This is a genomic window from Methylocystis sp. Se48 (assembly GCF_056269425.1).
In genome coordinates this window covers 2464027-2485891 of the sequence record NZ_CM149850.1, presented here as the reverse complement: position 1 = coordinate 2485891, position 21865 = coordinate 2464027, and the positions used below count along the sequence as shown (strand labels likewise).

Below are 21865 nucleotides of genomic sequence, written 5' to 3'. Positions count from 1 at the left end.
GCCCGAATTCATTTTTTGTTGCGTTGCGCTCAGGCTCAGGCGGCGGCGGCCGTCACCCTGTTTCGGCCGGCCGTTTTCGAGGCGTAAAGCGCCTTGTCGGCGCGCCTCAGCAGGGCGTCGGCGTTGGCGTCCGTTCCGCGTTCGGCGAGGCCGATGGAGGTTGTTACGGGGATCGTGCGGGTGGCGGCGGCGTCGATCGGGAAATAAGCGCCCTGCACGGCGGCGCGCACGCGCTCCGCGACGCGCTCCGCGACCGCGAGAGGCGTGTCTGGCATCACGACCACGAACTCCTCGCCTCCTAGCCGGCACACGAGATCCGCGCCGCGCAGCACCCGCTTGATTCGCTGCGCGAACACTTTCAGCACTTCGTCGCCCGCGTCATGGCCGTAGGTGTCGTTGACCGACTTGAAGTGGTCGATGTCGAGAATCATCAGCGACAGCGGCCGGCCGTTGTGCGCCGCCTGATCGAGCGCATTGGCGAGATGCGTTTCCAGGAAGCGGCGGTTGTTCAGGCCGGTCAGCGCGTCGACGACAGCAAGTTCGATCGCCGCCTGGACGTTTTCGCGAAGGCTGTCGGCGTAACGTTTGCGCCGCAGTTGCGTCCGCACGCGGGCCACGAGCTCGTTGCGATCGATGGGGCGAAGGATATAGTCGTTCACGCCCAGATCGAGCCCGCGCAGGATGCGCGGCCGGTCTTCCTGATCGGCGAGCAGCAGGATGGGGATGGCGCGCGTGCGCTCCAGCGAGCGCAACTGGCTGCACAGGCGCAGCGCGTCGAAATCCGTAAGCGTCAGGCTGACGATGACGAGCTCATAGCCGTTCTCTGCGGCGCGGAACAGCGCTTCCTGCGGATAGCTCTCGACCTCGACCTTGTGATAGTCCCGCAGAGCCGCGACGATCCGGTCGGAGGAGCTCATGCGGTCCTCGACGAGTAGAATGCGGCCCCGCTCGCCGTCATTGGGCTCTCGCGAGGCGAGCCCCAGATTGGCGGAGGTGTTGGCGCGGGCCCGCAACTCGTCGAGCATGATCTTGAGGCGCGTGAGCGAACGCACGCGAGCGATCAGCGCCAGTTCGTCCACAGGCTTGGTGAGGAAATCGTCGGCGCCGCATTCCAGTCCGCGCACGCGGTCGGCGGGCTGATCGAGGGCCGTGACCATCACCACGGGAAGGTGCATGGTGGCGGGGTCCGCCTTCAGGCGGGTGCAGACCTCGAATCCGTCCATGCCGGGCATCATGACGTCGAGCAGAACGATGTCGCAGCGTCCGTCCCGGCAAAGCTGCAGGGCCTCCGGGCCGTTCGTCGCCGAAACGACGTCGAAATATTCCGCCGAGAGGCGTGCTTCCAGCAGCTTGATGTTGGGCAACAGGTCGTCGACGATCAGGACGCGCGCGGTCATATTGCTGACGTCTCCTACTTCATTTCCGACAGGAAAGAATTCACCGTCTCGAGAAATTTTGCGACCGAGATCGGTTTCGACAGATAGGCCTCGCATCCGCCCTGGCGGATTTTCTCCTCGTCGCCCTTCATGGCGAAAGCGGTAATGGCGATGACGGGAATGTTCTTCAGATCGTCATCGTCCTTCAGCCAGCGCGTGACTTCGAGCCCGCTGACTTCCGGCAGCTGAATATCCATCAGGATAAGGTCGGGACGGTGTTCGCGCGCCAGCGCGATCGCCTCCACGCCGCTTTTCGTGCGCAGCGTCGCATGGCCGTTCGCCTCCAACAGATCGTTGAAGAGCTTCATATTGAGTTCGTTATCCTCTACGATGAGGACCGTCTTTTTCATGGGCCGACTCGTGAGACGCGGGGCCTTTGACGCGGCAAGGGTTCCAAAGGGTGTGCCGATTGCCTGACAAGTACCACGGGAAGATTAATGAAAAGCGGCAAAGGTTCTCCAGCTTTTCGCGCCGCGAAACCCAATCTACCGCCGCCGGCGGAGATCGCCCTGCGCGGGCTCGCCTATCTCACGCGCGACGAGGAGAGGCTGGCGCGCTTTCTGGCGATGACGGGGCTCGACGCGGGCGACGTGCGTCCGCTCCTCGCCGATCGTGGTTTTCATCTAGCCGTCCTCGATCATCTTGCCGGCGACGAGACGTTGCTGCTCGACTTCGTCGCGGCGGAAGCGCTTCCGCCCGAGTCCGTGGGCGAGGCCCGGCGGGCGCTTGGCGGCGACGGTCAAGCGAGCTGATCCTTCGCCCGCCGTGCGTAAATCCTGACGAACGCCCACCGGCTTTCGCGAGAACCGTAAACAGAAGATTAACCCTGCTCGGCGAGCGCCTCCGCGCCGGCCCTCGCAACGATGCCGTCCTCGAAGGACTGTACGCCCGAGACGCCGATGGCGCCCACGACCTGACCCTCGTGCAGCAGCGGAACGCCGCCCTCGACCGGAGTGATGTGCGGCAGGCTGAGCAGCGCGACGCGTCCGCCGGCGACGCTTTCCTCAAGCGCCTTCGTCGGGCGGCGGAACAGCGCCGCGGCCCGCGCCTTGGCCTGGGCGATGTCGCAGGAGGCCGGCTGCACGCCGTCGAGGCGCTCCAGATACATGAGCAGCCCCGCGTCGTCGACGATGGCGATCACGACGCTCCAGCCGTTGCGCTGAGCCTCCCGCGCGGCGGCTGCGGCCGCGCGCTTGGCGTCGGCAAGCGTCAGTGCGAACTTCATTTTCATCGTGGCTCCTTGTCCGAAGCAGGCTTCCGGGGCGCCCTTGCGCCGATGGGGCGGCTCGACTAGGGGATGTCTCTCAGGCCGGGGCGCCGCGCGCGCCTGATCCCACGCCCTCGCGGCGGATGCAACTTTCCTCGGTTCGGGCGCAAAGGGGAGGCGCAACGCAATGACGCTCATCATGCCGGCGCCCGAGCCCGAAATCCTTTCCCGCCGGGACGAGATCATCCGCCGGCTGCGCGCCATCCTGCCGGAGCCCAATCTCATCATCGACGAGACCGCGCGCCGCGCCTATGAATGCGACGCCTTCACCATGTATCGCGCGCTCCCGCTCGTCGTCGCGCTGCCGGAGACGGTCGCGCAGGTGACGGCCATTCTCGCGCTCGCCGCGGAGATGAACGTCAAGATCGTGCCGCGCGGCGCGGGCACCTCGTTGTCGGGCGGCTCCATGCCCCTCGAGGACGGCATCCTGCTGGGGATGTCGAAATTCAACCGCATACTGGAAATCGACTACGAGAACCGCTGCGCCCGCGTTCAGCCAGGCGTGCAGAACCTCGCCATTTCCAAGGCCGTGGAGGGCAGGGGCTTCTATTACGCGCCGGATCCGTCCTCGCAGATCGCCTGCTCCATCGGCGGCAATGTCGCGGAAAACGCCGGCGGCGTGCACTGCCTGAAATACGGGCTGACGACGAACAACATCCTCGGCCTCGAGGTCGTGCTGATGGGCGGCGAGGTCGTCCGCCTCGGCGGCAAGCATCTCGACAGCGAGGCCTACGATCTGCTCGGCCTCATGACGGGCTCGGAGGGGCTGCTCGGCGTCGTCACGGAAGTCACGGTGCGCATTCTCCAGAAGCCCGCCGTCGCCCGTGGCCTTCTTGTCGGTTTTCCGAGCGTCGAGGCCGGCGCGCGTTTCGTCGGCGCGGTCATTGCGCAGGGGATCATTCCCGGCGGCATGGAAATGATGGACCGGGCGACGATCCACGCCGCCGAGCGCTTCCAGCCCTGCGGCTATCCGCTCGACGCCGAGGCGCTCGTCATCGTCGAATTGGACGGAACGCAGGCCGAGGTCGACCTTCTGATCGGGCGCGTCGAAACGATCGCGCGCGAGGCGGGCGCGACGACCGTGAAGGCGTCGAACAGCGAGGCCGAGCGCCTGCAATTCTGGGCGGGCCGCAAGAACGCCTTTCCGGCCGTTTCCTGCATCAAGCCGGATTATCTGTGCATGGACGGCACGATCCCGCGCGCGCGCCTGCCGGAGGTGCTCGCGGGCATGGACGACCTCGCGAAGCGCCATGGCCTGCAGGTGGCCAACGTCTTCCACGCCGGAGACGGCAATCTTCACCCCCTGATCCTTTATGACGCCTCGATCGAGGGCGACGTCGAGCGCGCCGAAAGGCTGGGTTTCGACATTCTCCGGCTCTGCGTGGCGGTCGGCGGCGTGCTGACGGGCGAGCATGGGGTCGGCGTCGAAAAGCGCGACCTGATGGGCGAGATGTTCAACGAGACGGATCTCGACCAGCAATTGCGCGTCAAATGCGCTTTCGACCCGATGAACCGTCTCAACCCCGGCAAAGCCTTTCCGACGCTGCATCGCTGCGCCGAATTCGGCATGATGCATGTCACCGGCGGCAAGACGCCGTTCCCCGACCTGCCGAGATTTTGATGAACGCCGCGCCCGCCACACTGGAAATCCGCGACGCGGCTGACGCTGCGGAGGCGATCGCGACGGCGAATGCGCGCAACGCGCCCCTCGCCATCGCTGGGGCCGGAACCAAGAGGCGGCTCGGCCGCCATGCGCCGCTTTCGCAGGAGCTGTCGACGAAGGCGCTCGCGGGCGTGACGCTCTACGAGCCCGAGGAACTGGTGCTTTCCGCCCGCGCCGGAACGCCCCTGCGCGACATCGAGGATTTGCTCGACGCGCATGGCCAGCAACTCGCCTTCGAGCCCATGGATCATGCGCCCCTCCTCGGCGGCTCCTCGCGTAGCGCGACGATCGGCGGGATCGTCGCCGTGAACGCCTCCGGTCCGCGGCGGATCAAAGCGGGCGCGGCGCGCGACCATCTCCTTGGCTTCAGTTGCGTCACGGGCCGCGGCGAGATCGTGAAGTCCGGCGGACGCGTGATGAAAAACGTCACGGGCTACGATCTCTCCAAACTCGTTTGCGGCTCTTTCGGCACGCTCGCGCTGCTCACGGACGTAACGCTGAAAGTGCTGCCGAAGGCGGAGACGGAAGAGACGCTCCTCGTCCTCGGCCTTGACGAAGAGAAGAGCCTCGCGCAACTGCGACGCGCCTCCGGAACGCCGAACGAAGCGTCGTCCTTCGCCGTGCTGCCGGCGGGCGCGGCGCCGCTGGGGCTCGATGCGAATGCGGCCTTGCTTCGCGTGGAAGGACCGCAGATTTCCGTTTCGACTCGTCGCGACGCGCTCATCGCGGCGTTGCGCGAGAGCGGCGCGCGTTTCGAAACGCTGGCGCGCGCGGAGTCTCTCGCGCTCTGGGCGGGCCTTCGCGACGCAGCGCCGGTCGCCCCCCTGTCCGGACAGATCTGGCGCGTTTCCGTCGCGCCGGCGGATGGCGCGCCGCTCCTCGCCGCCTTGCGCCGCGCGAACGCGCCGCTCCTCGGGCATTTTTTCGATTGGGCGGGCGGGCTCGTCTGGCTGTGTCTCGAAGCGGCGCCGGATGCGCACGCCGCGCGCCTGCGCGCCGCGGTCGACGCGCTTGGCGGACATGCGACGCTCATTCGCGCTTCCGACGACATACGCGCGCGCGTGGAGGCGTTTCATCCGCAGCCCGCGCCGCTCGCCGCGCTCTCGAAGCGCGTGAAGGAAAGTTTCGACCCCGCCCATATTCTGGAGCGCGGGCGAATGCGCGCGGAGTATTGAGGTGCAGACGCATTTCTCGCTAGCGGCGCTCGCGGACCCGGACATGGCGCAATCGGAGAAGATCCTGCGCGCCTGCGTGCATTGCGGCTTCTGCACCGCGACCTGTCCAACCTATCTCCTGACAGGCGACGAACTAGACAGTCCGCGCGGCCGCATTTATCTCATCAAGGAAATGCTCGAAAACGAGCGGCCCGCCGACGCCCGAACGACGCGGCACATCGACCGCTGCCTCTCCTGTCTTTCCTGCATGACGACCTGTCCGTCGGGCGTGCACTACATGCATCTCGTCGATCACGCGCGCGCCCATATCGAGAAGACTTTTTCGCGGCCCTTCGCGGAAACGTCCTTGCGCGCGCTGCTGGCTTTCGCGCTGCCGCGTCCCGCGCCCTTTCGCGCCGCACTGCGCGCCGCTCGTCTGGCGAAGCCTTTCGCGGGCCGCCTGCCGCGACGTCTGCGCGCGCTGCTCGCGCTGGCGCCGGCAAAGATTCCGGCGCCGTCGCCGGTCGACCGCCCGCAGCTATTTCCCGCTGAGGGGCCGCGCAGGATGCGCGTCGCGCTGTTGAACGGTTGCGCGCAGACCGTGCTTGACACGCGCATCAATGAAGCGACCGTTCGGCTGCTGACGCGCCACGGCGTCGAGGTCGTCGTCGCCGAGGGCGCGGGCTGTTGCGGCGCGCTGCCGCATCATCTCGGCAAGATCGACCAGTCTCACGCCTTCGCGCGCGCCAATATCGAGGCCTGGACGCGCGAGATCGAAGCGGGCGGGCTCGACCATATCGTGGTCAACACGTCGGGATGCGGGACCAGCGTGAAGGATTACGGCTTCATGCTCCGCAACGATGCGGCGCTCGCCGAAAGGGCGGCGCGCATTTCGGCGCTGGCTTGCGATGTGAGCGAGATCGTCGAGAAGCTCGATTTGCAGATTCGTTCGGCGCCGCGCCTGAAGGTCGCCTATCACTCCGCCTGTTCGCTGCAGCACGGCCAGAAGATCACGCGCCGGCCGGCTGAAGCGCTGGAGCGCGCGGGCTTCGAGGTCGTCGCAGTGCCGGAAGGACATATCTGTTGCGGCTCGGCGGGAACCTACAATCTGCTTCAATCGGAGATGGCGGATCAGCTACGCGCGCGAAAGGTCGCCAATATCGAAAGCGTCGCCCCCGATGCGATCGCCGCCGGCAATCTCGGCTGCATGGTGCAGATCGGAGCCGGTACGGCGATCCCGATCGTGCACACGGTCGAGCTTCTGGATTGGGCGACAGGCGGGCCGAAGCCCGCGGCGCTCGGCCGCGATGGAAGATGAGTAAGCGCCATTCCTTTCGCGACGAGGATAGCGAGGCGACCGCTCGCTTTACCTCAAGAATCCCACGATATCCTTCACGGCGTTCATATTCTCGCGGGCGATGGCGCGGGCGCGTTCGGAGCCGTCGCGCAGCACCTGGTCGACATAGCCTTCGTCCTCGCGGATGCGGCGCATCTGCGCCGTGATCGGCGAGAGTTTCGCCACCGCGAGATCGACGAGCGCGGATTTGAAGGTCGAGAAATTCGCCCCGCCGAACTCGGCGAGCACATCAGCCTTGCTGCGCCCGGAGAGGGCGGCGAAAATGCCGACGAGATTATCCGCCTCGGGACGGCCTTCGAGGCCTCTTTCCTCGGAGGGCAAGGGCTCCGGATCGGTCTTCGCCTTTTTCACCTTCTGCGCGATCTGGTCGGCGTCGTCCGAGAGATTGATGCGCGAATAGTCGGAGGCGTCGGACTTCGACATTTTCTTCGTGCCGTCGCGCAGACTCATCACGCGCGTCGCGGGGCCGGAGATCAGCGGTTCGGGCAGCGGGAAGAACGCCTCGCCGAAGCCGTTGCGTTCGATCGATGGGCCGAAGTCGTTGTTGAACTTTTGCGCGATGTCGCGGGCGAGTTCGAGATGCTGCTTCTGGTCGTCGCCGACCGGCACATGCGTCGCGCGATAGATGAGAATGTCCGCCGCCATCAGCACCGGATAATCGAGCAGGCCGACGGAGGCGTTTTCACGGTCCTTGCCGGCCTTGTCCTTGAACTGCGTCATGCGGTTGAGCCAGCCGATGCGCGCGACGCAATTGAGCACCCAGGCGAGTTCTGCGTGCTCCGGCACCTGGCTCTGGTTGAAGACGATGTTCTTCTTCGGGTCGATGCCGCAGGCGAGGAACGCCGCCGCGATTTCGCGCGTGTTGTTGCGCAGTTCGACCGGATCCTGCGGCACGGTGATCGCGTGCAGGTCGACGACGCAATAGAGGCAGTCGAAGCTCTTTTGCAGTTCGACGAATTTGATGATCGCGCCGAGATAGTTGCCGAGATGCAGATTGCCGGTGGACTGCACGCCGGAGAAGACGCGCTGCGGGAAGTTGGACATGAGAGCGCCGTTACGGATCGAGGAACTTTGGCCGGGGTTATGACAACGCCGGGCCTTCGGCGCAAGTGCGCTGCCGGCCCTCCCGGCGATTCCGGGGAGGGGCCCGCGCCGACGCCGGACCTCACAAAATAAACCGGCTCAAATCCCGGTTCTTCGCCAGATCGCCGATGTGTTTTTCGACGTAGTCGCCGTCGATGACGATCTTTTCGCCCGAGCGGTCGGAGGCCGTGAAACTGATTTCGTCGAGAACGCGCTCCATCACGGTCTGCAGGCGCCGCGCGCCGATGTTTTCCACAGAGGTGTTCACGGCGACGGCGACTTTCGCAATGGCGTCGATGGCGGAGGGCGCGAAGTCGAGCGTCACCCCTTCCGTGCGCATTAGCGCCGTATATTGCTTGGTCAGGCAGGCTTCCGTCTCGGTGAGGATGCGCCGGAAATCCTCTTCGTTGAGCGAGGCGAGCTCCACGCGGATCGGCAGGCGGCCCTGAAGCTCCGGCAGAAGATCCGAGGGCTTGGCGACGTGGAAGGCGCCGGAGGCGATGAAGAGCACATGGTCGGTCTTCACCGGCCCGTGCTTCGTCGCGACGGTCGTGCCCTCGATCAGCGGCAGCAGATCGCGCTGCACGCCCTCGCGCGAGACGTCCGCGCCGCCGCGGCCCTCGCGCGCGCAGATCTTGTCCATCTCGTCGATGAAGACGATGCCGTTGTTCTCGACCTCGTGGATGGCCTCGCGCACGCTCGCCTCCTGGTCGATGAGCTTGTCGCTCTCCTCGGCGACGAGCGGCGCGCGCGCCTCCGCGACGGCGAGCTTGCGCGGCTTGCCGCGCTGCAGGGCCTTGCCGAAGATGTCGCCCAGCGAAAAGGCCGAGACGTTCCCGCCCGGCATGTTCGGCAGTTCGAACATCGGCATGCCGCCGCCGGACTGCTGCAATTCGATCTCGACTTCCTTGTCGTCCAGTTCTCCGTCGCGCAGGCGCTTGCGGAAGGTTTCCCGCGTCGCGGGAGAGGCGGCGGGGCCGACGAGCGCGTCGAGCAGGCGCTCCTCTGCGGCCTTTTCGGCGCGCGCCTGCACGTCCTTGCGGCGGCGCTCCTTCACCATCACCAGAGCGACCTCGATCAGGTCGCGCACGATCTGCTCCACGTCGCGGCCGACATACCCCACCTCGGTGAATTTCGTGGCCTCGACCTTGAGAAAGGGCGCATTGGCGAGGCGGGCGAGACGGCGCGCGATCTCCGTTTTGCCGCAGCCTGTGGGGCCGATCATGAGGATGTTCTTGGGCATCACCTCTTCGCGCATCTGCCCTTCGAGTTGCAGACGGCGCCAGCGGTTGCGCAGCGCGATCGCGACGGCGCGCTTGGCTTCGTTTTGCCCGACGATGTAGCGATCGAGTTCGGAGACGATCTCGCGCGGCGAGAAATCGGCCATCAGATTTTCTCCACCACGATGTTGTGGTTCGTATAGACGCAGATGTCGGCGGCGATGTTCATCGCGCGCCGCGCGATGGTCTCGGCGTCGGCGCCGGTGTCGATAAGCGCGCGTCCGGCGGCGAGGGCGTAATTTCCGCCCGAGCCGATGGCGGCGACGGCGCCGGTTTCCGTGCCCTCCGGCTCCAGCACGTCGCCCGAGCCCGTCAGCACCAGTCCCACCTGCCGATCGGCGACGAGCATCATCGCCTCGAGCCGGCGCAGATAGCGGTCCATGCGCCAGTCCTTGGCGAGTTCCACGCAGGCGCGGGTGAGTTGCCCGGGATATTGCTCGAGCTTGGTCTCCAGCCGCTCGAAAAGCGTGAATGCGTCGGCCGTGGCGCCGGCGAAGCCCGCGATGACGTCGCCCTTTCCGAGACGGCGCACCTTCCGCGCATTGCCTTTCATGATCGTCTGACCGAGACTCACCTGCCCGTCGCCGGCGATGACCGTCTCGCCCTGTTTCTTCACCAAGATGATTGTCGTCGCATGCATGAGGGGCGACTTCTCGCGTTCGCTTTCCATTCCCGCCATCCCGAGAAATATGTCTGGCCGATGTAGGCGTTTGGCGCGCGCCGAACAAGGGCGGCGCGGCCGCCGTTCGTCACGGGCCCTTGAAACGGTCGGCGATTTCTTGCGCCTCTCGCGTCAGCGCGGGAAAGAAGGCCTCCTTCGGCGTGCGTTCGGCGTAGCACGCGCGGTAGTCCTTGTCGGCCTTGTCCTGCACGGCGTTGTAGGAGTCGAAGACTTTCTGATCCTTGGCGCCGCCGTCCGTGTATTTCTTGTAGATCGCCTCGGCCTTGGCCTCGGCGCCTTTCCACATGGCTTCGCAGGCGGAAATCTTCTTGAGTTTCTTCGCGCCCTCGCTGGCGATATAGACCTTCCCGCCCTTTTGCAGCGCGACGATGATCTCCTGGTTCGGGTTGGGGCCGACGTCCTGCGCCCAGCCGCCGAGCATCGCGACGGCGAGGGTCGCGCCGTCGGGCGTGGCGATCGGGAGGTCCGTGGTCTTGGAAAACGCGGCGTCGGCGCCGATGGCGTAGGTGTAGAAGTCCTCGGTCGCGAGGGCTTCCCCGATCGCGGGGGGCGTCTTGCTCTTCTTGGTCCACCAGTCCTCGGGCTTGCTCAGCCATTTCGCCAGCAGGCTGTCCGTCGTCACGTAAACCTGCTGGACGTCGTCCTCGTCCCTCGCGAAACGCAGCGCGTCCAGCCCGCCCGCGCCAACCTCGTTCTCCGATAGGGCGTCGATCGCAAGCTTGCCCTTCGCCGGGTAGGGCTTGACCGACAGAGGGCCGATGACGGCCTGCAGCCGCTTGTCCAGATCAGCCAGCGCCTTTTCCTCCATCTTGCCGGCGTCGCGGCCCGGATTCTTCGCCTCGAACGTCTTGATCTTCGCGATCGCTGCGTCGCGGGCGGCGATATAGTCCTCCTCGGGCGTTCCCGCGAAGGCCAGGGTCGCGCCAAGAAAAAGCGCGGGCAGGGCGACGAGCGCTGGTCTCATGAAATCTCCCGAAATCTGTTCTTCTTGCCGGACTTGAAGCGCGATCATAGGCGGGCGCCGGACGAAGGGCCAGCAGTCCCTCGCTGCTGCCTGGGCGGGTGGCGAAGATGCGACGAAATTGCTACAAGCTGCCGGCTCGCGGCCGGCGGACGGCTGGCGGCGTCTCTCGGAAGGCCTTCAACTCCATGCGCAGCGCGAAAATCGAGCGCAACACGAAAGAAACGACGATCTCCGTCGCCGTCGATCTCGACGGAACGGGGAAATCCGACATTTCGACGGGAATCGGCTTTTTCGACCATATGCTGGACCAGATCGCCCGCCATGCGCCGCTGGACCTGACCGTGCGCGCCGAGGGCGATCTGCACATCGACGGCCACCACACCGTCGAGGACGTCGGCCTCGCGCTCGGGCAGGCTGTGGACCGCGCGCTCGGCGACCGCAAAGGGATCGCCCGTTATGGCGACGCCCATGTTCCGCTCGACGAGGCCCTGACCCGCGTCGTCGTGGACGTGTCCGGACGGCCTTTTCTCGTCTATGGCGTCGCCTTCCCGGCGGACCGGATCGGAGCCTTCGACACGGAGCTGATGCGGGAATTTTTCCAGGCATTCGCCGTGCAGGCGCGGATCGGACTGCATATCGACAGCCTGAAGGGCGTCAACAGCCACCATATCGCGGAAAGCGCCTTCAAGGGATTCGCCCGAGCTTTCGGCAAGGCGGTCGCGATCGATCCGCGCCGGTCGCAGGCCGAGGCGCCTTCCACCAAGGGCACGCTGACCGCCTGAGCCGCGAAGGGCGGGCGTCCGGACGAGGAGGGGAAGGCCGATGGCCATTTACACGGTTCATTTGCCGCCGGCGGCGGCGGGGGCGACCCCTGCGCCGGAGAGGATCGTCTTCCTGCGCGACGGCTTTTCCTTCGCGGCGTTCTTTTTCGGGCCCTTCTGGCTCCTGTGGAAGCGCGCCTGGATTCCCGCGATCGGCTGGACGCTGCTGCTCGCGCTCATCGGCGGCGCCGGCGAGGCGCTCAAAATACCCAGCGACGCCATGAGCTGGGCCGGACTCGCGGCTGCGACGATTCTCGGCTTCGAGGGCGACCGCTTCCTCGCATGGACCTTGCAGCGGCGCGGCTATGTCGAGAGCGACGTGGTGATCGGCGACAATGAGGAGGAGGCCGAGGAGGCTTACTTCGGCCGCCTCCGCGGGCGCGCGCCGCAACCGCATTTGGAGAAGGACGCTTGACGACGGCGATCATCGATTACGGCTCCGGCAATCTGCACTCGGCGCAGAAGGCCTTTGAGCGCGCCGCGCGGGAGGCGGGTCTCGAGGGCGTTGTGAACGTCACCAACGACCCCGACGCCGTCCGCCGGGCCGGGCGCGTGGTGCTGCCCGGGGTCGGCGCCTTCGCGGATTGCCGCCGGGGCCTCCTTGCGCTGCCTGGGCTCTACGATGCGCTGCACGAGACCGTGATCGCGCGCGGGCGCCCGTTTCTCGGCATATGCGTCGGGATGCAGCTCATGGCCGCGCGCGGGCTGGAGCATGGGGAAGCTCCCGGTCTCGACTGGATCGGCGGCGACGTCGTGGCGATCGAGCCGGGCGATCCGTTGCTCAAGATTCCGCATATGGGCTGGAATACGCTCTCACTGACCCGCGACCACCCGGTTTTCGCGGGCGTTCCCACGGGCGAGAACGGGCTCCACGCCTATTTCGTCCACTCCTATCACCTGACGCCGGCCAACCCCGCGCATGTGCTCGCGACGACCGATTACGGCGCGCCGCTCACGGCCGCCGTCGCGCGCGACAATCTCGTCGGCGTCCAGTTCCATCCCGAAAAGAGTCAGAGGCTCGGCCTCGCGCTCATCGCCAATTTCCTGAGGTGGCGTCCGTGATTCTCTTTCCTGCGATCGATCTCAAGGAAGGCCAGTGCGTCCGCCTCGCGCAAGGCGACATGGACCGCGCCACCGTTTTCAACGACGACCCCGCCGAACAGGCGCGCGCCTTTGAGGCTCAAGGGTTCGAATATCTGCATGTCGTCGATCTCGACGGCGCCTTCGCCGGCGCGCCGCGCAACGCCGCGGCCGTCGAGTCCATACTCGGCGCGCTGACGATTCCGGTGCAGTTAGGGGGCGGCATTCGCGACATGCGCACGCTCTCCGGCTGGCTCGACAAGGGCGTCGCGCGCGTCATCATCGGCACGGCGGCGGTGAAGGATCCGTCCTTCGTGCGCGAGGCCGCGCGCGTCTATCCGGGGCGCGTCGCGGTGGGCGTCGACGCCAAGGACGGCATGGTCGCGGTCGACGGCTGGGCGCGCACGACGCGCATGTCGGCGCTCGATCTTGGCAAGAGTTTCGAGGACGCGGGCGTTGCGGCGATCATCTATACGGATATTTCGCGCGACGGGATTCTCACGGGCCTCAACATCGAGCAGACGTTGGCGCTCGCCAATGCTTTGACGATCCCCGTCATCGCCTCCGGCGGCCTCGCCTCGCTCGCCGACATCGAGCGCCTGCTGCAGCCCGACTGCGCCAGGCTCGCCGGCGCCATTACGGGGCGCGCGCTCTATGACGGACGGCTTGATCCGAAGGAAGCGCTGGCGCTGATCAAGAAGGCGCGCGCCTGATGCTCAAAGCCCGCGTCATTCCCTGCCTCGACGTGAAGGAAGGCCGCGTCGTCAAGGGCGTCAATTTCGTCGATCTGCGCGACGCCGGCGATCCCGTCGAATGCGCCATCGCCTATGACGCCGCCGGCGCCGACGAATTGTGCTTTCTAGACATCACGGCAAGCCACGAAAATCGCGGCATCCTGCTCGACGTCGTGCAACGCACGGCGGAAGCCTGCTTCATGCCGCTCACCGTCGGCGGCGGCGTGCGCACGCTGGACGACATTCGCAATCTCCTGCTCGCGGGCGCCGACAAGGCGTCGATCAACACCGCGGCCGTGTCGAATCGGCAGTTCGTGCGCGAGGCCTCCGAGAAATTCGGCGCGCAATGCATCGTCGTCGCCATCGACGCCAAGCGGACAGGGCCGGAGAAATGGGAGATCTTCACTCACGGCGGGCGGCGTCCGACGGGCATCGACGCAGTTGACTATGCGAGAGAAGTGACGGCGCTCGGCGCTGGCGAGATTCTGCTCACCTCCATGGATCGCGACGGCGCCAAGACCGGTTTCGACATTGCGCTCACGCGCGCAGTGGCGGACGCGGTCACCGTGCCGGTCATCGCCTCTGGCGGCGTCGGCAATCTCGATCATCTCGTCGCCGGCATTCGCGAGGGTCACGCGACGGCGGTGCTCGCCGCGTCGATTTTCCATTTCGGCGAATTTACGATCCCGCAGGCGAAGCGGCATATGGCGGCGGCGGGCCTGCCGATGCGGCTGGATGGGTTGGAGGCGGTGGGATGACCTTTGAAATTCTAGGCTTGGAACACGCCCCCTCCCTGTCCCTCCCCCGCGTAGGGCGTCTGAAAAGACGCCCGTCTCTCGACGGGCTTTTGCGGGAGAGGGGACGCTCACGATTCACGCTTTTGATGAAGGCCGCGCCGTGCTCGCTCTCCCGCGAAGCGGGGGAGGGCTGGGGAGGGGGCCGATGACCTTCACCCTCGACGACCTCGCCGCGCTCATCGCGTCGCGCCGCAGCGACAGCGCGTCGAATTCCTACACCAAGCAGCTTTTCGACGCGGGCGTGCCGCGCATTTCGAAGAAATTCGGCGAGGAAGCCTTCGAGGCCGTCATCGCCGCGATGGAGGGCGACAAAAAGGCGCTGACGAGCGAAGCGGCGGATGTGCTCTATCATCTGCTGGTGCTGCTGGAAGCGCGCGGCGTCGCGCTCGCCGACGTCGTCGCCGAACTCGGCCGCCGCACCGCGCAGTCGGGCCTCGAGGAGAAGGCCGCGCGCGGAGCGCCGAAATGAGCGATTTCGGCGCGCAGGAAAACGGCTTGATCTCGCCCTACCGCCGTTTCACGCGCGCCGAATGGGCGTCGCTTCGCGCCGATACGCCGCTGACGCTCACGATCGACGATCTGACGCGGCTGAAATCCGTCGGCGACCCCATCTCGCTCGAAGAAGTCATCGAGATTTATCTGCCGTTGTCGCGCCTCCTCGCGCTTTACGTCGCGGCGACGCAGGGGCTCTTCAAGGCGACGCAGCGCTTCCTCGGCGCCGAAGACGGCAAGGTGCCCTACATCATCGGCGTCGCGGGTTCGGTCGCCGTCGGCAAATCGACGACCGCGCGCATTCTGAAGGCGATGCTGTCGCGCTGGCCGAACACGCCGAAGGTCGAACTCATCACGACCGACGGCTTTCTCCTGCCCAACGCCGTGCTCGAACGCGAAGGGCTGATGGAGAAGAAGGGTTTTCCCGAAAGCTACGACAATCGCGCGCTGCTGCGCTTTCTCTCCGCCGTGAAGGCGGGGCGGCGCCATGTTTGCGCGCCTGTTTATTCGCATCTCGTCTACGACGTGGTGCCGGGCGAAACCGCTTGCGTCGACGGACCGGACATTCTCATCGTCGAGGGCGTCAACGTGCTCGCCGCGCGTCCATCGCGCCAGCCGAGGGAAATCCCCTTCGTCTCCGACTTCTTCGATTTTTCGGTCTATCTCGACGCGAGCGAGGAACAGCTGGAGCGCTGGTACGTCAGCCGATTTCTGCATTTGCGTGAAACGGCCTTCAAGGATCCGCGTTCCTACTTCCGAAAATACGCCGACCTCTCGGACGATGAAACGGAGCGCGTCGCAAAGGACATCTGGACGCGCATCAACCTCGAAAACCTGCGCCAGAACATCGCGCCGACGCGGCCGAGGGCGAGCCTGATTTTGACGAAAGGCGCCGATCACAAGATTGAAGAAGTGGCGCTGAGGAAGTTGTAGAATCCGCGACTCGGCCTCATCCTGCGAGACGCGAGCTTGGCCCGCGCCTCAGGATGAGGCCTTAACGACTGCGCAAGGAAAACGCCAATCGTGCTGAGGAGCCTGCGAAGCAGGCGTCTCGACGCGCGAGGGGCGTCATCACATGCTTTCCGCTCCGCCTTACGCGTTCCCCACCGTCCGCAACACCGGCCGCGCGGGCCCATGCGTCGGTTTGCCGTCGATCGTGAGCGCGGACCCTTCGGCGGAAATCTCCACCGTCGCCCCATCCACGATCTCGCCCGCGAGCAGGCGTTCGGCCAGCGCGTCCTGCAACTCCTTCTGCAACACGCGCTTCAGCGGACGCGCGCCGTAAGCGGGGTCGTAGCCCTTGGCGGCGAGCCAGTCACGCGCCTTGGCGTCCAGACGCAGCGTGATCTTGCGATCTTCCAGAAGCTTCTGGAGCCGCTTCGCCTGAATGTCGACGATCGCGCCCATATCTTCACGACGCAGTCGGTGGAACAGGATGATCTCGTCGACGCGGTTCAGGAACTCCGGCCGGAAGTGCGAACGCACCACCGACATCACCTCGTCATGCACCGCCGACGAATCCTCGCCCTCCCGCTGCATCACCAAAAATTCGGCGCCGAGATTCGACGTCATGATGATCAGCGTGTTCTTGAAGTCGACCGTGCGGCCCTGGCCGTCCGTCAGGCGCCCGTCGTCGAGCACCTGCAGCAGCACGTTGAACACGTCCGGGTGCGCCTTCTCGATCTCGTCGAAGAGCACGACTTGATACGGCCGGCGGCGAACGGCTTCCGTCAGCGCGCCGCCTTCCTCATAGCCGACATAGCCGGGCGGTGCGCCGATGAGGCGGGCGACCGAGTGCTTCTCCATGTATTCCGACATGTCGAGGCGCACCATCGCCGTCTCGTCGTCGAACAGGAAGTTCGCGAGCGCCTTGGTGAGCTCCGTCTTGCCGACGCCTGTGGGGCCGAGGAAAATGAAGCTGCCGATGGGGCGGTTCGGATCCTGTAGGCCGGCGCGGGCGCGGCGCACGGCGGTCGAAACCGCCTCCACCGCTTCGCGCTGCCCGACGACGCGCTTGGCGAGTTCCTCCTCCATGTGGAGAAGTTTTTCGCGTTCGCCTTCCAGCATCTTGTCGACAGGCACGCCCGTCCAGCGGGACACAACCTGCGCAATGTCGTTCGCGGTGACGGCCTCCTCGATCAGCGCGCCCTTGCCCTCGGCCGCCTCGGCTTCCGCGAGTTTTTTCTCGAGCTCCGGGATCACTCCATAAGCAAGTTCGCCTGCGCGTTGATATTCGCCCCTGCGCTGCGCCTGGGCGAGTTCGTTGCGCGCCTGCTCCAACTGCTCCTTGAGTTTCTGGGCGCTGCCGAGCTTGTCCTTCTCCGCTTTCCACCGTGCGGTGAGCGCGGAGGATTTCTCCTCCAGCTCCGCCAATTCGCCTTCGAGCTTTGCAAGACGATCCTTGGACGCTTGATCGGTTTCCTTCTTCAGCGCCTCCTGCTCGATCTTGAGCTGGATGATGCGGCGGTCGAGTTCATCGAGCTCTTCGGGCTTGGAGTCGATCTGCATGCGCAGGCGCGACGAAGCCTCGTCCACAAGGTCGATCGCCTTGTCGGGCAGGAAGCGGTCGGAGATGTAACGGTTCGACAAAGTCGCCGCCGCCACGATCGCGCTATCGGTGATGCGCACGCCGTGGTGCATTTCATATTTCTCTTTCAGCCCGCGCAGAATCGAGATCGTATCCTCGACCGTCGGCTCGTCGACGAATACGGGCTGGAAGCGGCGGGCGAGCGCCGCGTCCTTCTCCACATGCTTCCTGTATTCGTCGAGCGTGGTCGCGCCGACGCAATGCAGCTCGCCGCGCGCGAGCGCGGGCTTTAAGAGGTTCGAGGCGTCCATCGCGCCATCCGCCTTGCCGGCGCCGACCAGCGTGTGCATCTCGTCGATGAAGAGGATGATCTTGCCCTCGGCGGCGGTGATTTCGCTGAGCACGGCCTTCAGGCGCTCCTCGAACTCGCCACGATATTTCGCGCCGGCGATGAGCGCGCCCATGTCGAGCGCGAGCAGCTTCTTGTCTTCGAGCGATTCCGGCACGTCGCCATTGACGATGCGCAACGCCAGTCCTTCGACGATCGCCGTCTTGCCGACGCCCGGTTCGCCGATCAGCACGGGGTTGTTCTTCGTGCGGCGCGACAGCACCTGCACAGTGCGGCGAATTTCTTCGTCGCGGCCGATCACGGGGTCGAGCTTGCCCTCGCGCGCCGCTTCCGTGAGGTCGCGGGCGTATTTCTTCAGCGCGTCATAGGCGTTTTCGGCGGAAGCCGAATCCGCCGTGCGGCCCTTGCGCAAATCCTCGATCGCGGCGTTCAGGGTCTGCGGGGTCACGCCCGCGTCGCGGAGAATTTTCGACGCTTCGGCGTCTTTCTCCAGCGCCAGCGCCAGCAGCAGGCGCTCGACCGTGACGTAGCTGTCGCCCGCCTTCTGCGCGATCTGCTCGGCGTTGGCGAATAGCCGCGCCGTTGCGGGCGCCAGATACAACTGCCCCGCGCCGGCGCCGCCGACCTTGGGAAGCTTCGCCAGCGCGGCCTCGGTGCGGGCCAGCGCCTCGCGCGAATTGCCGCCCGCGCGGTCGATGAGGCCCGAGGAAAGACCCTGCTCGTCGTCGAGCAGAACCTTCAAAATATGTTCGGGCGTGAACTGTTGATGCCCCTCGCGGGTGGCGAGGCTCTGCGCGCTTTGCACGAATCCGCGCGCGCGTTCGGTGTATTTCTCGAAATTCATAATTTCCCCTCTCGACCTTGAGGCGAGCCCCGTCAGGCGACGCGCCTCCGTCAGATTGCGGCCCCTTCCGGCGGCCCTCGGAAGCGATATGGGGAGAGAGGCCGGGAGTTGAAGGGGGAATCGCGCGAGAACGTAAGGGGCCGGGGTGCGGCGAAGGGGCGCGGCCGCGCCGCGGCTTTGGCGGGATTTGGGATCTCAAATGGCCGGCCGGCCGGCTCCGCGAGGCGCCGGCCGGCCGCCGTTTAAGATACCCAGTCTATTATTATTGGACTCTGACCGGGATGTAGGTCGCGTTGTTCTGCCGATAATTGTCTGCGTTTGCGTTCAGCGGATCGACGATGACGCCGATCCAGTAGTTGACGCCGGGGGTCAGCCAGTTCGGCAAGGTCAGCGTGGTCCGCGCGGTCCAATGTGCGCCCGGGGTCAGCGTGACGCTTCCCGTGCCGATCGTCGTATCCGCCGTCGAGATGATGTCATTGGTCGAAATCACCCAGCGCAGCGGCATTGTCTGCGTTACGCTGCCCTGATTTTCGTAGGTGAACTCGACCTGCACCGTCTGACCGCGGCTGACCAAATGGCCGCGTTCATTGTTGACGTTCGCGACTGGCAGCGCGGCGCCGGACGTGTTGTAGACCTGTGTGCGCCGATGGGCGGAATATTCGCCGCTTACGCCCATATATGCCCAGTGCGCCGCGCTGAAGTCGCGTCCGGCCGACCACCATCCGTAAAGGAACGCGGAGCCCTGGCCGGAATCGCCGCCGAGATATCCGTAGGCGGTAGAGCCGTTCGCCCAGATATGCTGGAAGTCCGTGCCCATCATGTTGTACCAACGATTTTCATGTCCGAGGCCGGAGGAATGGCCGAGTTCATGAATCGCCGTCGCTTGCAGCTGGCGCAAGCCCGACCCATTGAAGTTGTACGTCCACAGGCTCGTCTTCAGTTCGTCGCCCGTCCATTGCCAGGGAGCGCTGTAGTTGAAGTAGATGTCCGACTCGCTGATCCCGTAATGCCAGCCGAACGCCCAGTAGCAGGTGCGCCGCGTGAGGGCGGCGGCGGGCGCGCCGCCATGGACCGCGGAATCGTTCGTGCCAAAGATTTCGTTCACCCCGTTGCCTGACCGCCACGTCGTGTCGTCGGTGCCCAGCGTGAAAAAGAAATTGCTGGGGTTGCGATAGTGGATGTCGACGGCGCGTTGCAGCGCGTTGCGCCAATAACCCGTCGGAAAGCTGACCGGGCTTGCCCGCATCGTGACATTGTTGCCGCTCCACTTGATTGGCGAGCCGTTGCAGGTCCAGTAGCTATAGGCGAAAGCGTCCGCACTGGAAAGGAACGCCGCGGAGGCGGCGATGATTGCAAAGTGTTTACGCATTGTCGTGTGCCCCTGATGAAGAAATTCTCTCTCGAAAAGTTCGGGATTACTGTCCCTTTCTCGGAAGCCGGGAGACGTCGTCTTTCGGAAGGCGTCGCTCTTCCTCGATCGCGTCGGCCGGACGCTGCGCCATCGGACGCTGACCGGCGGATAGCGGCGCGGCGGCCGGGAGAAAGGCGGCGGCGGAGCCGGCAGCCTGCGCATTGAAGGAGGCGAAGGCGGCGGCCGGCGCCCGGACGGATTGCGCCTTGGCGGACACGGCGCTCATGAAGGCGTCGGCGGACACCGTAGGACCGGCCTCGGCCGTCGCCGAGGTCTGGCCGCCGCTGGGAACCATCGTCATGACGATGTCCTGCTTGTTCGCCTCATATTGTTTGCGCGCCTGCTCCAAAGGCATTCCCCGCGCGAGAATGGCCGCCCGGGCTTCGGGGTTTTTCACCAGGTCGTCGAATTTCGGCGCCGGATAGCGAACGGTCAGGAATTCCTTCGGAGGCTGGCCATTCGCCACGATTTCGCCCTTTGCGAGGGAACGGACCGGCGCGCCATTGCTGTCATAAACGGCGCCCCTGAGGACGCGGAAGCGGCCTTCCGCGCAATCGACAAGCGGGCAGCCATTGTTCTGGCCGTTGTTGTTGATGAAGAGGATGTCCTCATCGCCTTTTTGGAAGATCGGCGCGTTGGAGACCTCAGTGACGTTGCCCTGTCCGTCGGGTCCGCCGAGGAAGCGGATGACAATCGATCCGCCGGCCGCGCCGCGGGAGGCGCCCTGTACGTTGAAGGTGACGATCGTATACGGCAAGCCGCCCGGTCCGCCGGTTTTGTATTCGACGTTGGCGACCCTGGTGCGAACGACGAGATTCGACTTCTCGACGAGGCTTTGCAGGTCCGAGGCGGAGGCGGAGGCGACGCTTCCGAAAAGCACTGCGCTTCCCAAGCCGAGCGCCTTAAAGGATTTGATCTTAGACATTTTGACACCCCTCTTCGTCGTGCGGCGCTCGCGGGAGCCCCCGTGAATTCGCCGCCCAGTGAGCCCGAAAGGCTTTTCAATCGGACATTGGGGTTGTAACGGCGTGGCTCCCGGAAGAATGTGCGCGGTCGCACAAGCCGCTCGCCGGGCCGGTCTGGCCCTGAATTCGAGCTGTCGTAAAATCTGCTCGATCAGCGGCGGCCGCCGATCCCGAAAAACGAGCAGGAGCCGCCATGCGCATCGACAGTCTCTATCGCTATCCCGTCAAGGGTCTCTCGCCGGAGCCGCTCAAATCGGCTGAACTGCCCGCGGGCGGCTATTTCCCCTGCGACCGGCTGTTCGCGCTGGAGAATGGCCCCTCGGGTTTCGACGCGACCGCCCCCGAGCATCAGCCCAAGATCAAATTCCTGATGCTGATGAAGAACGCCGCGCTGGCGGGCCTCGCGACGCGCTATGACGAGAAGTCGGGCGCGCTGACGATCTGGCGCGAGGGGCGCGAGGCCGCGCGCGGCGACCTGCGGACGGCGGCAGGACGCGCCGCGATCGAGGCGTTTCTAACGCACGTCATCGGGGAGCCGGAGGTGCGAGGCCCCGTGAAGCTGCTCGAGGCGCCGGCGGGGTTTCGCTTCACGGATTCGAAATCCGGCTTCGTCTCCATCATCAATCTCGCGAGCGTCTCGGAGATCGAGAAGGCGCAGGGCGCGCGCGTCGATCCGCTGCGCTTTCGCGGCAATCTTTATGTCGCGGGCGCGCAGCCCTGGGCGGAGGCGGGATGGCTGGGTCGCCGGCTCATGATCGGCGAGGTCGCGCTCGATGTGCTGAAAATGACCGATCGCTGCGCGGCCACCGGCGTCGAGCCCGGCACGGGCCGGCGCGACATGGACGTCGTGCGGACGCTGCGCGTGAATTTCGGTCATATCGACTGCGGCGTCTACGCCCGAATCGCGTGCGGCGGGCGCATCGCGGTCGGGGACGCGCTGACGATCGCCTGACATGAAA

22 protein-coding genes are annotated in these 21865 nt (G+C 65.6%); 12 read left to right on the top strand and 10 right to left on the bottom strand.

The features are described from left to right. Nucleotides 1-35: 35 nt before the first annotated feature. Together ACV959_RS12245 and ACV959_RS12240 are read right to left on the bottom strand one after the other, a co-directional pair. Nucleotides 36-1397 carry a PleD family two-component system response regulator gene (locus ACV959_RS12245; RefSeq protein WP_475736871.1) on the bottom strand — a complete coding sequence of 454 codons (1362 nt, stop codon included), beginning with the start codon at nt 1395-1397 and terminating at the stop codon, nt 36-38. A gap of 14 nt (nt 1398-1411) precedes the next feature. Continuing rightward, complete coding sequence (locus tag ACV959_RS12240; RefSeq protein WP_475736870.1) at nt 1412-1786, bottom strand: response regulator; 375 nt, start codon at nt 1784-1786, stop codon at nt 1412-1414. 87 nt (nt 1787-1873) lie between these two features. Between ACV959_RS12240 and ACV959_RS12235 the strand changes: the two genes are divergently transcribed. Further along, nucleotides 1874-2188 (top strand): DUF3572 domain-containing protein, encoded by a 315-nt coding sequence (locus tag ACV959_RS12235; RefSeq protein WP_475736869.1) that lies wholly within the window; start codon nt 1874-1876, stop codon nt 2186-2188. A gap of 68 nt (nt 2189-2256) precedes the next feature. On the opposite strand, the gene ACV959_RS12230 is transcribed toward ACV959_RS12235, so the two are convergent. Continuing rightward, on the bottom strand, nt 2257-2661 hold the full coding sequence (locus tag ACV959_RS12230) for a GlcG/HbpS family heme-binding protein (RefSeq protein ID WP_475736868.1): 405 nt from the start codon (nt 2659-2661) through the stop codon (nt 2257-2259). 169 nt (nt 2662-2830) lie between these two features. Here ACV959_RS12230 and ACV959_RS12225 point away from each other — a divergent pair, with 169 nt between their 5' ends. Genes ACV959_RS12225 through glcF form a run of 3 tightly spaced genes read left to right on the top strand, consistent with a single transcriptional unit; the run spans nt 2831 to nt 6838 of the window. Next, the gene (locus tag ACV959_RS12225; RefSeq protein WP_475736867.1) at nt 2831-4324 is read left to right on the top strand and encodes an FAD-linked oxidase C-terminal domain-containing protein; all 1494 of its coding nucleotides are present in this window, start codon (nt 2831-2833) and stop codon (nt 4322-4324) included. Further along, nucleotides 4324-5541 (top strand): glycolate oxidase subunit GlcE, encoded by a 1218-nt coding sequence (glcE, locus tag ACV959_RS12220; protein WP_475736866.1) that lies wholly within the window; start codon nt 4324-4326, stop codon nt 5539-5541. The genes ACV959_RS12225 and glcE overlap by 1 nt, the downstream gene beginning before the upstream one ends. Nucleotide 5542: 1 nt before the next feature. Next, complete coding sequence (gene glcF, locus ACV959_RS12215; RefSeq protein WP_475736865.1) at nt 5543-6838, top strand: glycolate oxidase subunit GlcF; 1296 nt, start codon at nt 5543-5545, stop codon at nt 6836-6838. Between the two features lie 48 nt (nt 6839-6886). On the opposite strand, the gene trpS is transcribed toward glcF, so the two are convergent. From trpS to ACV959_RS12195, 4 genes are all read right to left on the bottom strand, one after another. Next, nucleotides 6887-7921, bottom strand: a complete 1035-nt coding sequence (trpS, locus tag ACV959_RS12210; RefSeq protein WP_475736864.1) for a tryptophan--tRNA ligase — start codon at nt 7919-7921, stop codon at nt 6887-6889. Nucleotides 7922-8042: 121 nt separating this feature from the next. Further along, a complete protein-coding gene (hslU, locus tag ACV959_RS12205) occupies nt 8043-9347 on the bottom strand; it encodes an ATP-dependent protease ATPase subunit HslU (protein WP_475736863.1) in 1305 nt (434 codons plus the stop codon). Further along, nucleotides 9347-9910, bottom strand: a complete 564-nt coding sequence (gene hslV, locus ACV959_RS12200) for an ATP-dependent protease subunit HslV (protein ID WP_475736862.1) — start codon at nt 9908-9910, stop codon at nt 9347-9349. The genes hslU and hslV overlap by 1 nt, the downstream gene beginning before the upstream one ends. 79 nt (nt 9911-9989) lie before the next feature. Next, nucleotides 9990-10886 (bottom strand): hypothetical protein, encoded by an 897-nt coding sequence (locus tag ACV959_RS12195; protein ID WP_475736861.1) that lies wholly within the window; start codon nt 10884-10886, stop codon nt 9990-9992. Nucleotides 10887-11071: 185 nt separating this feature from the next. Here ACV959_RS12195 and hisB point away from each other — a divergent pair, with 185 nt between their 5' ends. From hisB to coaA, 7 genes are all read left to right on the top strand, one after another. Continuing rightward, nucleotides 11072-11668: an imidazoleglycerol-phosphate dehydratase HisB gene (gene hisB / locus ACV959_RS12190; protein WP_475736860.1), complete on the top strand. Its 597-nt coding sequence runs from the start codon at nt 11072-11074 to the stop codon at nt 11666-11668. A gap of 40 nt (nt 11669-11708) precedes the next feature. Further along, complete coding sequence (locus tag ACV959_RS12185) at nt 11709-12122, top strand: DUF2628 domain-containing protein (protein WP_475736859.1); 414 nt, start codon at nt 11709-11711, stop codon at nt 12120-12122. After that, the gene (gene hisH, locus ACV959_RS12180; protein WP_475736858.1) at nt 12119-12769 is read left to right on the top strand and encodes an imidazole glycerol phosphate synthase subunit HisH; all 651 of its coding nucleotides are present in this window, start codon (nt 12119-12121) and stop codon (nt 12767-12769) included. The genes ACV959_RS12185 and hisH overlap by 4 nt, the downstream gene beginning before the upstream one ends. Further along, entirely contained in the window at nt 12766-13500 is a 735-nt protein-coding gene (gene hisA / locus ACV959_RS12175; RefSeq protein ID WP_475736857.1) for a 1-(5-phosphoribosyl)-5-[(5-phosphoribosylamino)methylideneamino]imidazole-4-carboxamide isomerase, read from the top strand. The genes hisH and hisA overlap by 4 nt, the downstream gene beginning before the upstream one ends. Beyond that, nucleotides 13500-14279, top strand: coding sequence for an imidazole glycerol phosphate synthase subunit HisF (hisF, locus tag ACV959_RS12170; RefSeq protein ID WP_475736856.1), 780 nt, complete (start codon nt 13500-13502; stop codon nt 14277-14279). Before hisA ends, hisF begins: the two co-directional genes overlap by 1 nt. Before the next feature lie 184 nt (nt 14280-14463). Further along, nucleotides 14464-14787: a phosphoribosyl-ATP diphosphatase gene (locus tag ACV959_RS12165; RefSeq protein ID WP_475736855.1), complete on the top strand. Its 324-nt coding sequence runs from the start codon at nt 14464-14466 to the stop codon at nt 14785-14787. Then, entirely contained in the window at nt 14784-15743 is a 960-nt protein-coding gene (gene coaA, locus ACV959_RS12160) for a type I pantothenate kinase (RefSeq protein ID WP_475736854.1), read from the top strand. The genes ACV959_RS12165 and coaA overlap by 4 nt, the downstream gene beginning before the upstream one ends. A gap of 159 nt (nt 15744-15902) precedes the next feature. Here the strand turns inward: coaA and clpB are convergent, their stop codons facing one another. The 3 genes from clpB to ACV959_RS12145 all read right to left on the bottom strand — a co-directional run bounded on the left by clpB (nt 15903) and on the right by ACV959_RS12145 (nt 20821). Further along, nucleotides 15903-18530, bottom strand: coding sequence for an ATP-dependent chaperone ClpB (gene clpB / locus ACV959_RS12155; protein WP_475736853.1), 2628 nt, complete (start codon nt 18528-18530; stop codon nt 15903-15905). A gap of 262 nt (nt 18531-18792) precedes the next feature. Continuing rightward, nucleotides 18793-19899: a zinc metalloprotease gene (locus tag ACV959_RS12150; RefSeq protein WP_475736852.1), complete on the bottom strand. Its 1107-nt coding sequence runs from the start codon at nt 19897-19899 to the stop codon at nt 18793-18795. A 46-nt stretch (nt 19900-19945) separates the two neighbouring features. Then, entirely contained in the window at nt 19946-20821 is an 876-nt protein-coding gene (locus ACV959_RS12145; RefSeq protein WP_475736851.1) for a hypothetical protein, read from the bottom strand. A 278-nt stretch (nt 20822-21099) separates the two neighbouring features. On the opposite strand from ACV959_RS12145, the gene ACV959_RS12140 reads away from it, so the two are divergent. Then, entirely contained in the window at nt 21100-21858 is a 759-nt protein-coding gene (locus ACV959_RS12140; RefSeq protein ID WP_475736850.1) for an MOSC domain-containing protein, read from the top strand. Nucleotides 21859-21865: the final 7 nt, after the last annotated feature.

Bases quoted from the DNA above. Each gene is read 5' to 3' on its own strand.
- ACV959_RS12245 (WP_475736871.1), bottom strand. From the start codon at position 1,397: ATGACCGCGCGCGTCCTGATCGTCGACGACCTGTTGCCCAACATCAAG.
- ACV959_RS12240 (WP_475736870.1), bottom strand. From the start codon at position 1,786: ATGAAAAAGACGGTCCTCATCGTAGAGGATAACGAACTCAATATGAAG.
- ACV959_RS12235 (WP_475736869.1), top strand. From the start codon at position 1,874: ATGAAAAGCGGCAAAGGTTCTCCAGCTTTTCGCGCCGCGAAACCCAAT.
- ACV959_RS12230 (WP_475736868.1), bottom strand. From the start codon at position 2,661: ATGAAGTTCGCACTGACGCTTGCCGACGCCAAGCGCGCGGCCGCAGCC.
- ACV959_RS12225 (WP_475736867.1), top strand. From the start codon at position 2,831: ATGACGCTCATCATGCCGGCGCCCGAGCCCGAAATCCTTTCCCGCCGG.
- glcE (WP_475736866.1), top strand. From the start codon at position 4,324: ATGAACGCCGCGCCCGCCACACTGGAAATCCGCGACGCGGCTGACGCT.
- trpS (WP_475736864.1), bottom strand. From the start codon at position 7,921: ATGTCCAACTTCCCGCAGCGCGTCTTCTCCGGCGTGCAGTCCACCGGC.
- hslU (WP_475736863.1), bottom strand. From the start codon at position 9,347: ATGGCCGATTTCTCGCCGCGCGAGATCGTCTCCGAACTCGATCGCTAC.
- hslV (WP_475736862.1), bottom strand. From the start codon at position 9,910: ATGGAAAGCGAACGCGAGAAGTCGCCCCTCATGCATGCGACGACAATC.
- ACV959_RS12195 (WP_475736861.1), bottom strand. From the start codon at position 10,886: ATGAGACCAGCGCTCGTCGCCCTGCCCGCGCTTTTTCTTGGCGCGACC.
- hisB (WP_475736860.1), top strand. From the start codon at position 11,072: ATGCGCAGCGCGAAAATCGAGCGCAACACGAAAGAAACGACGATCTCC.
- ACV959_RS12185 (WP_475736859.1), top strand. From the start codon at position 11,709: ATGGCCATTTACACGGTTCATTTGCCGCCGGCGGCGGCGGGGGCGACC.
- hisF (WP_475736856.1), top strand. From the start codon at position 13,500: ATGCTCAAAGCCCGCGTCATTCCCTGCCTCGACGTGAAGGAAGGCCGC.
- ACV959_RS12165 (WP_475736855.1), top strand. From the start codon at position 14,464: ATGACCTTCACCCTCGACGACCTCGCCGCGCTCATCGCGTCGCGCCGC.
- coaA (WP_475736854.1), top strand. From the start codon at position 14,784: ATGAGCGATTTCGGCGCGCAGGAAAACGGCTTGATCTCGCCCTACCGC.
- clpB (WP_475736853.1), bottom strand. From the start codon at position 18,530: ATGAATTTCGAGAAATACACCGAACGCGCGCGCGGATTCGTGCAAAGC.
- ACV959_RS12150 (WP_475736852.1), bottom strand. From the start codon at position 19,899: ATGCGTAAACACTTTGCAATCATCGCCGCCTCCGCGGCGTTCCTTTCC.
- ACV959_RS12140 (WP_475736850.1), top strand. From the start codon at position 21,100: ATGCGCATCGACAGTCTCTATCGCTATCCCGTCAAGGGTCTCTCGCCG.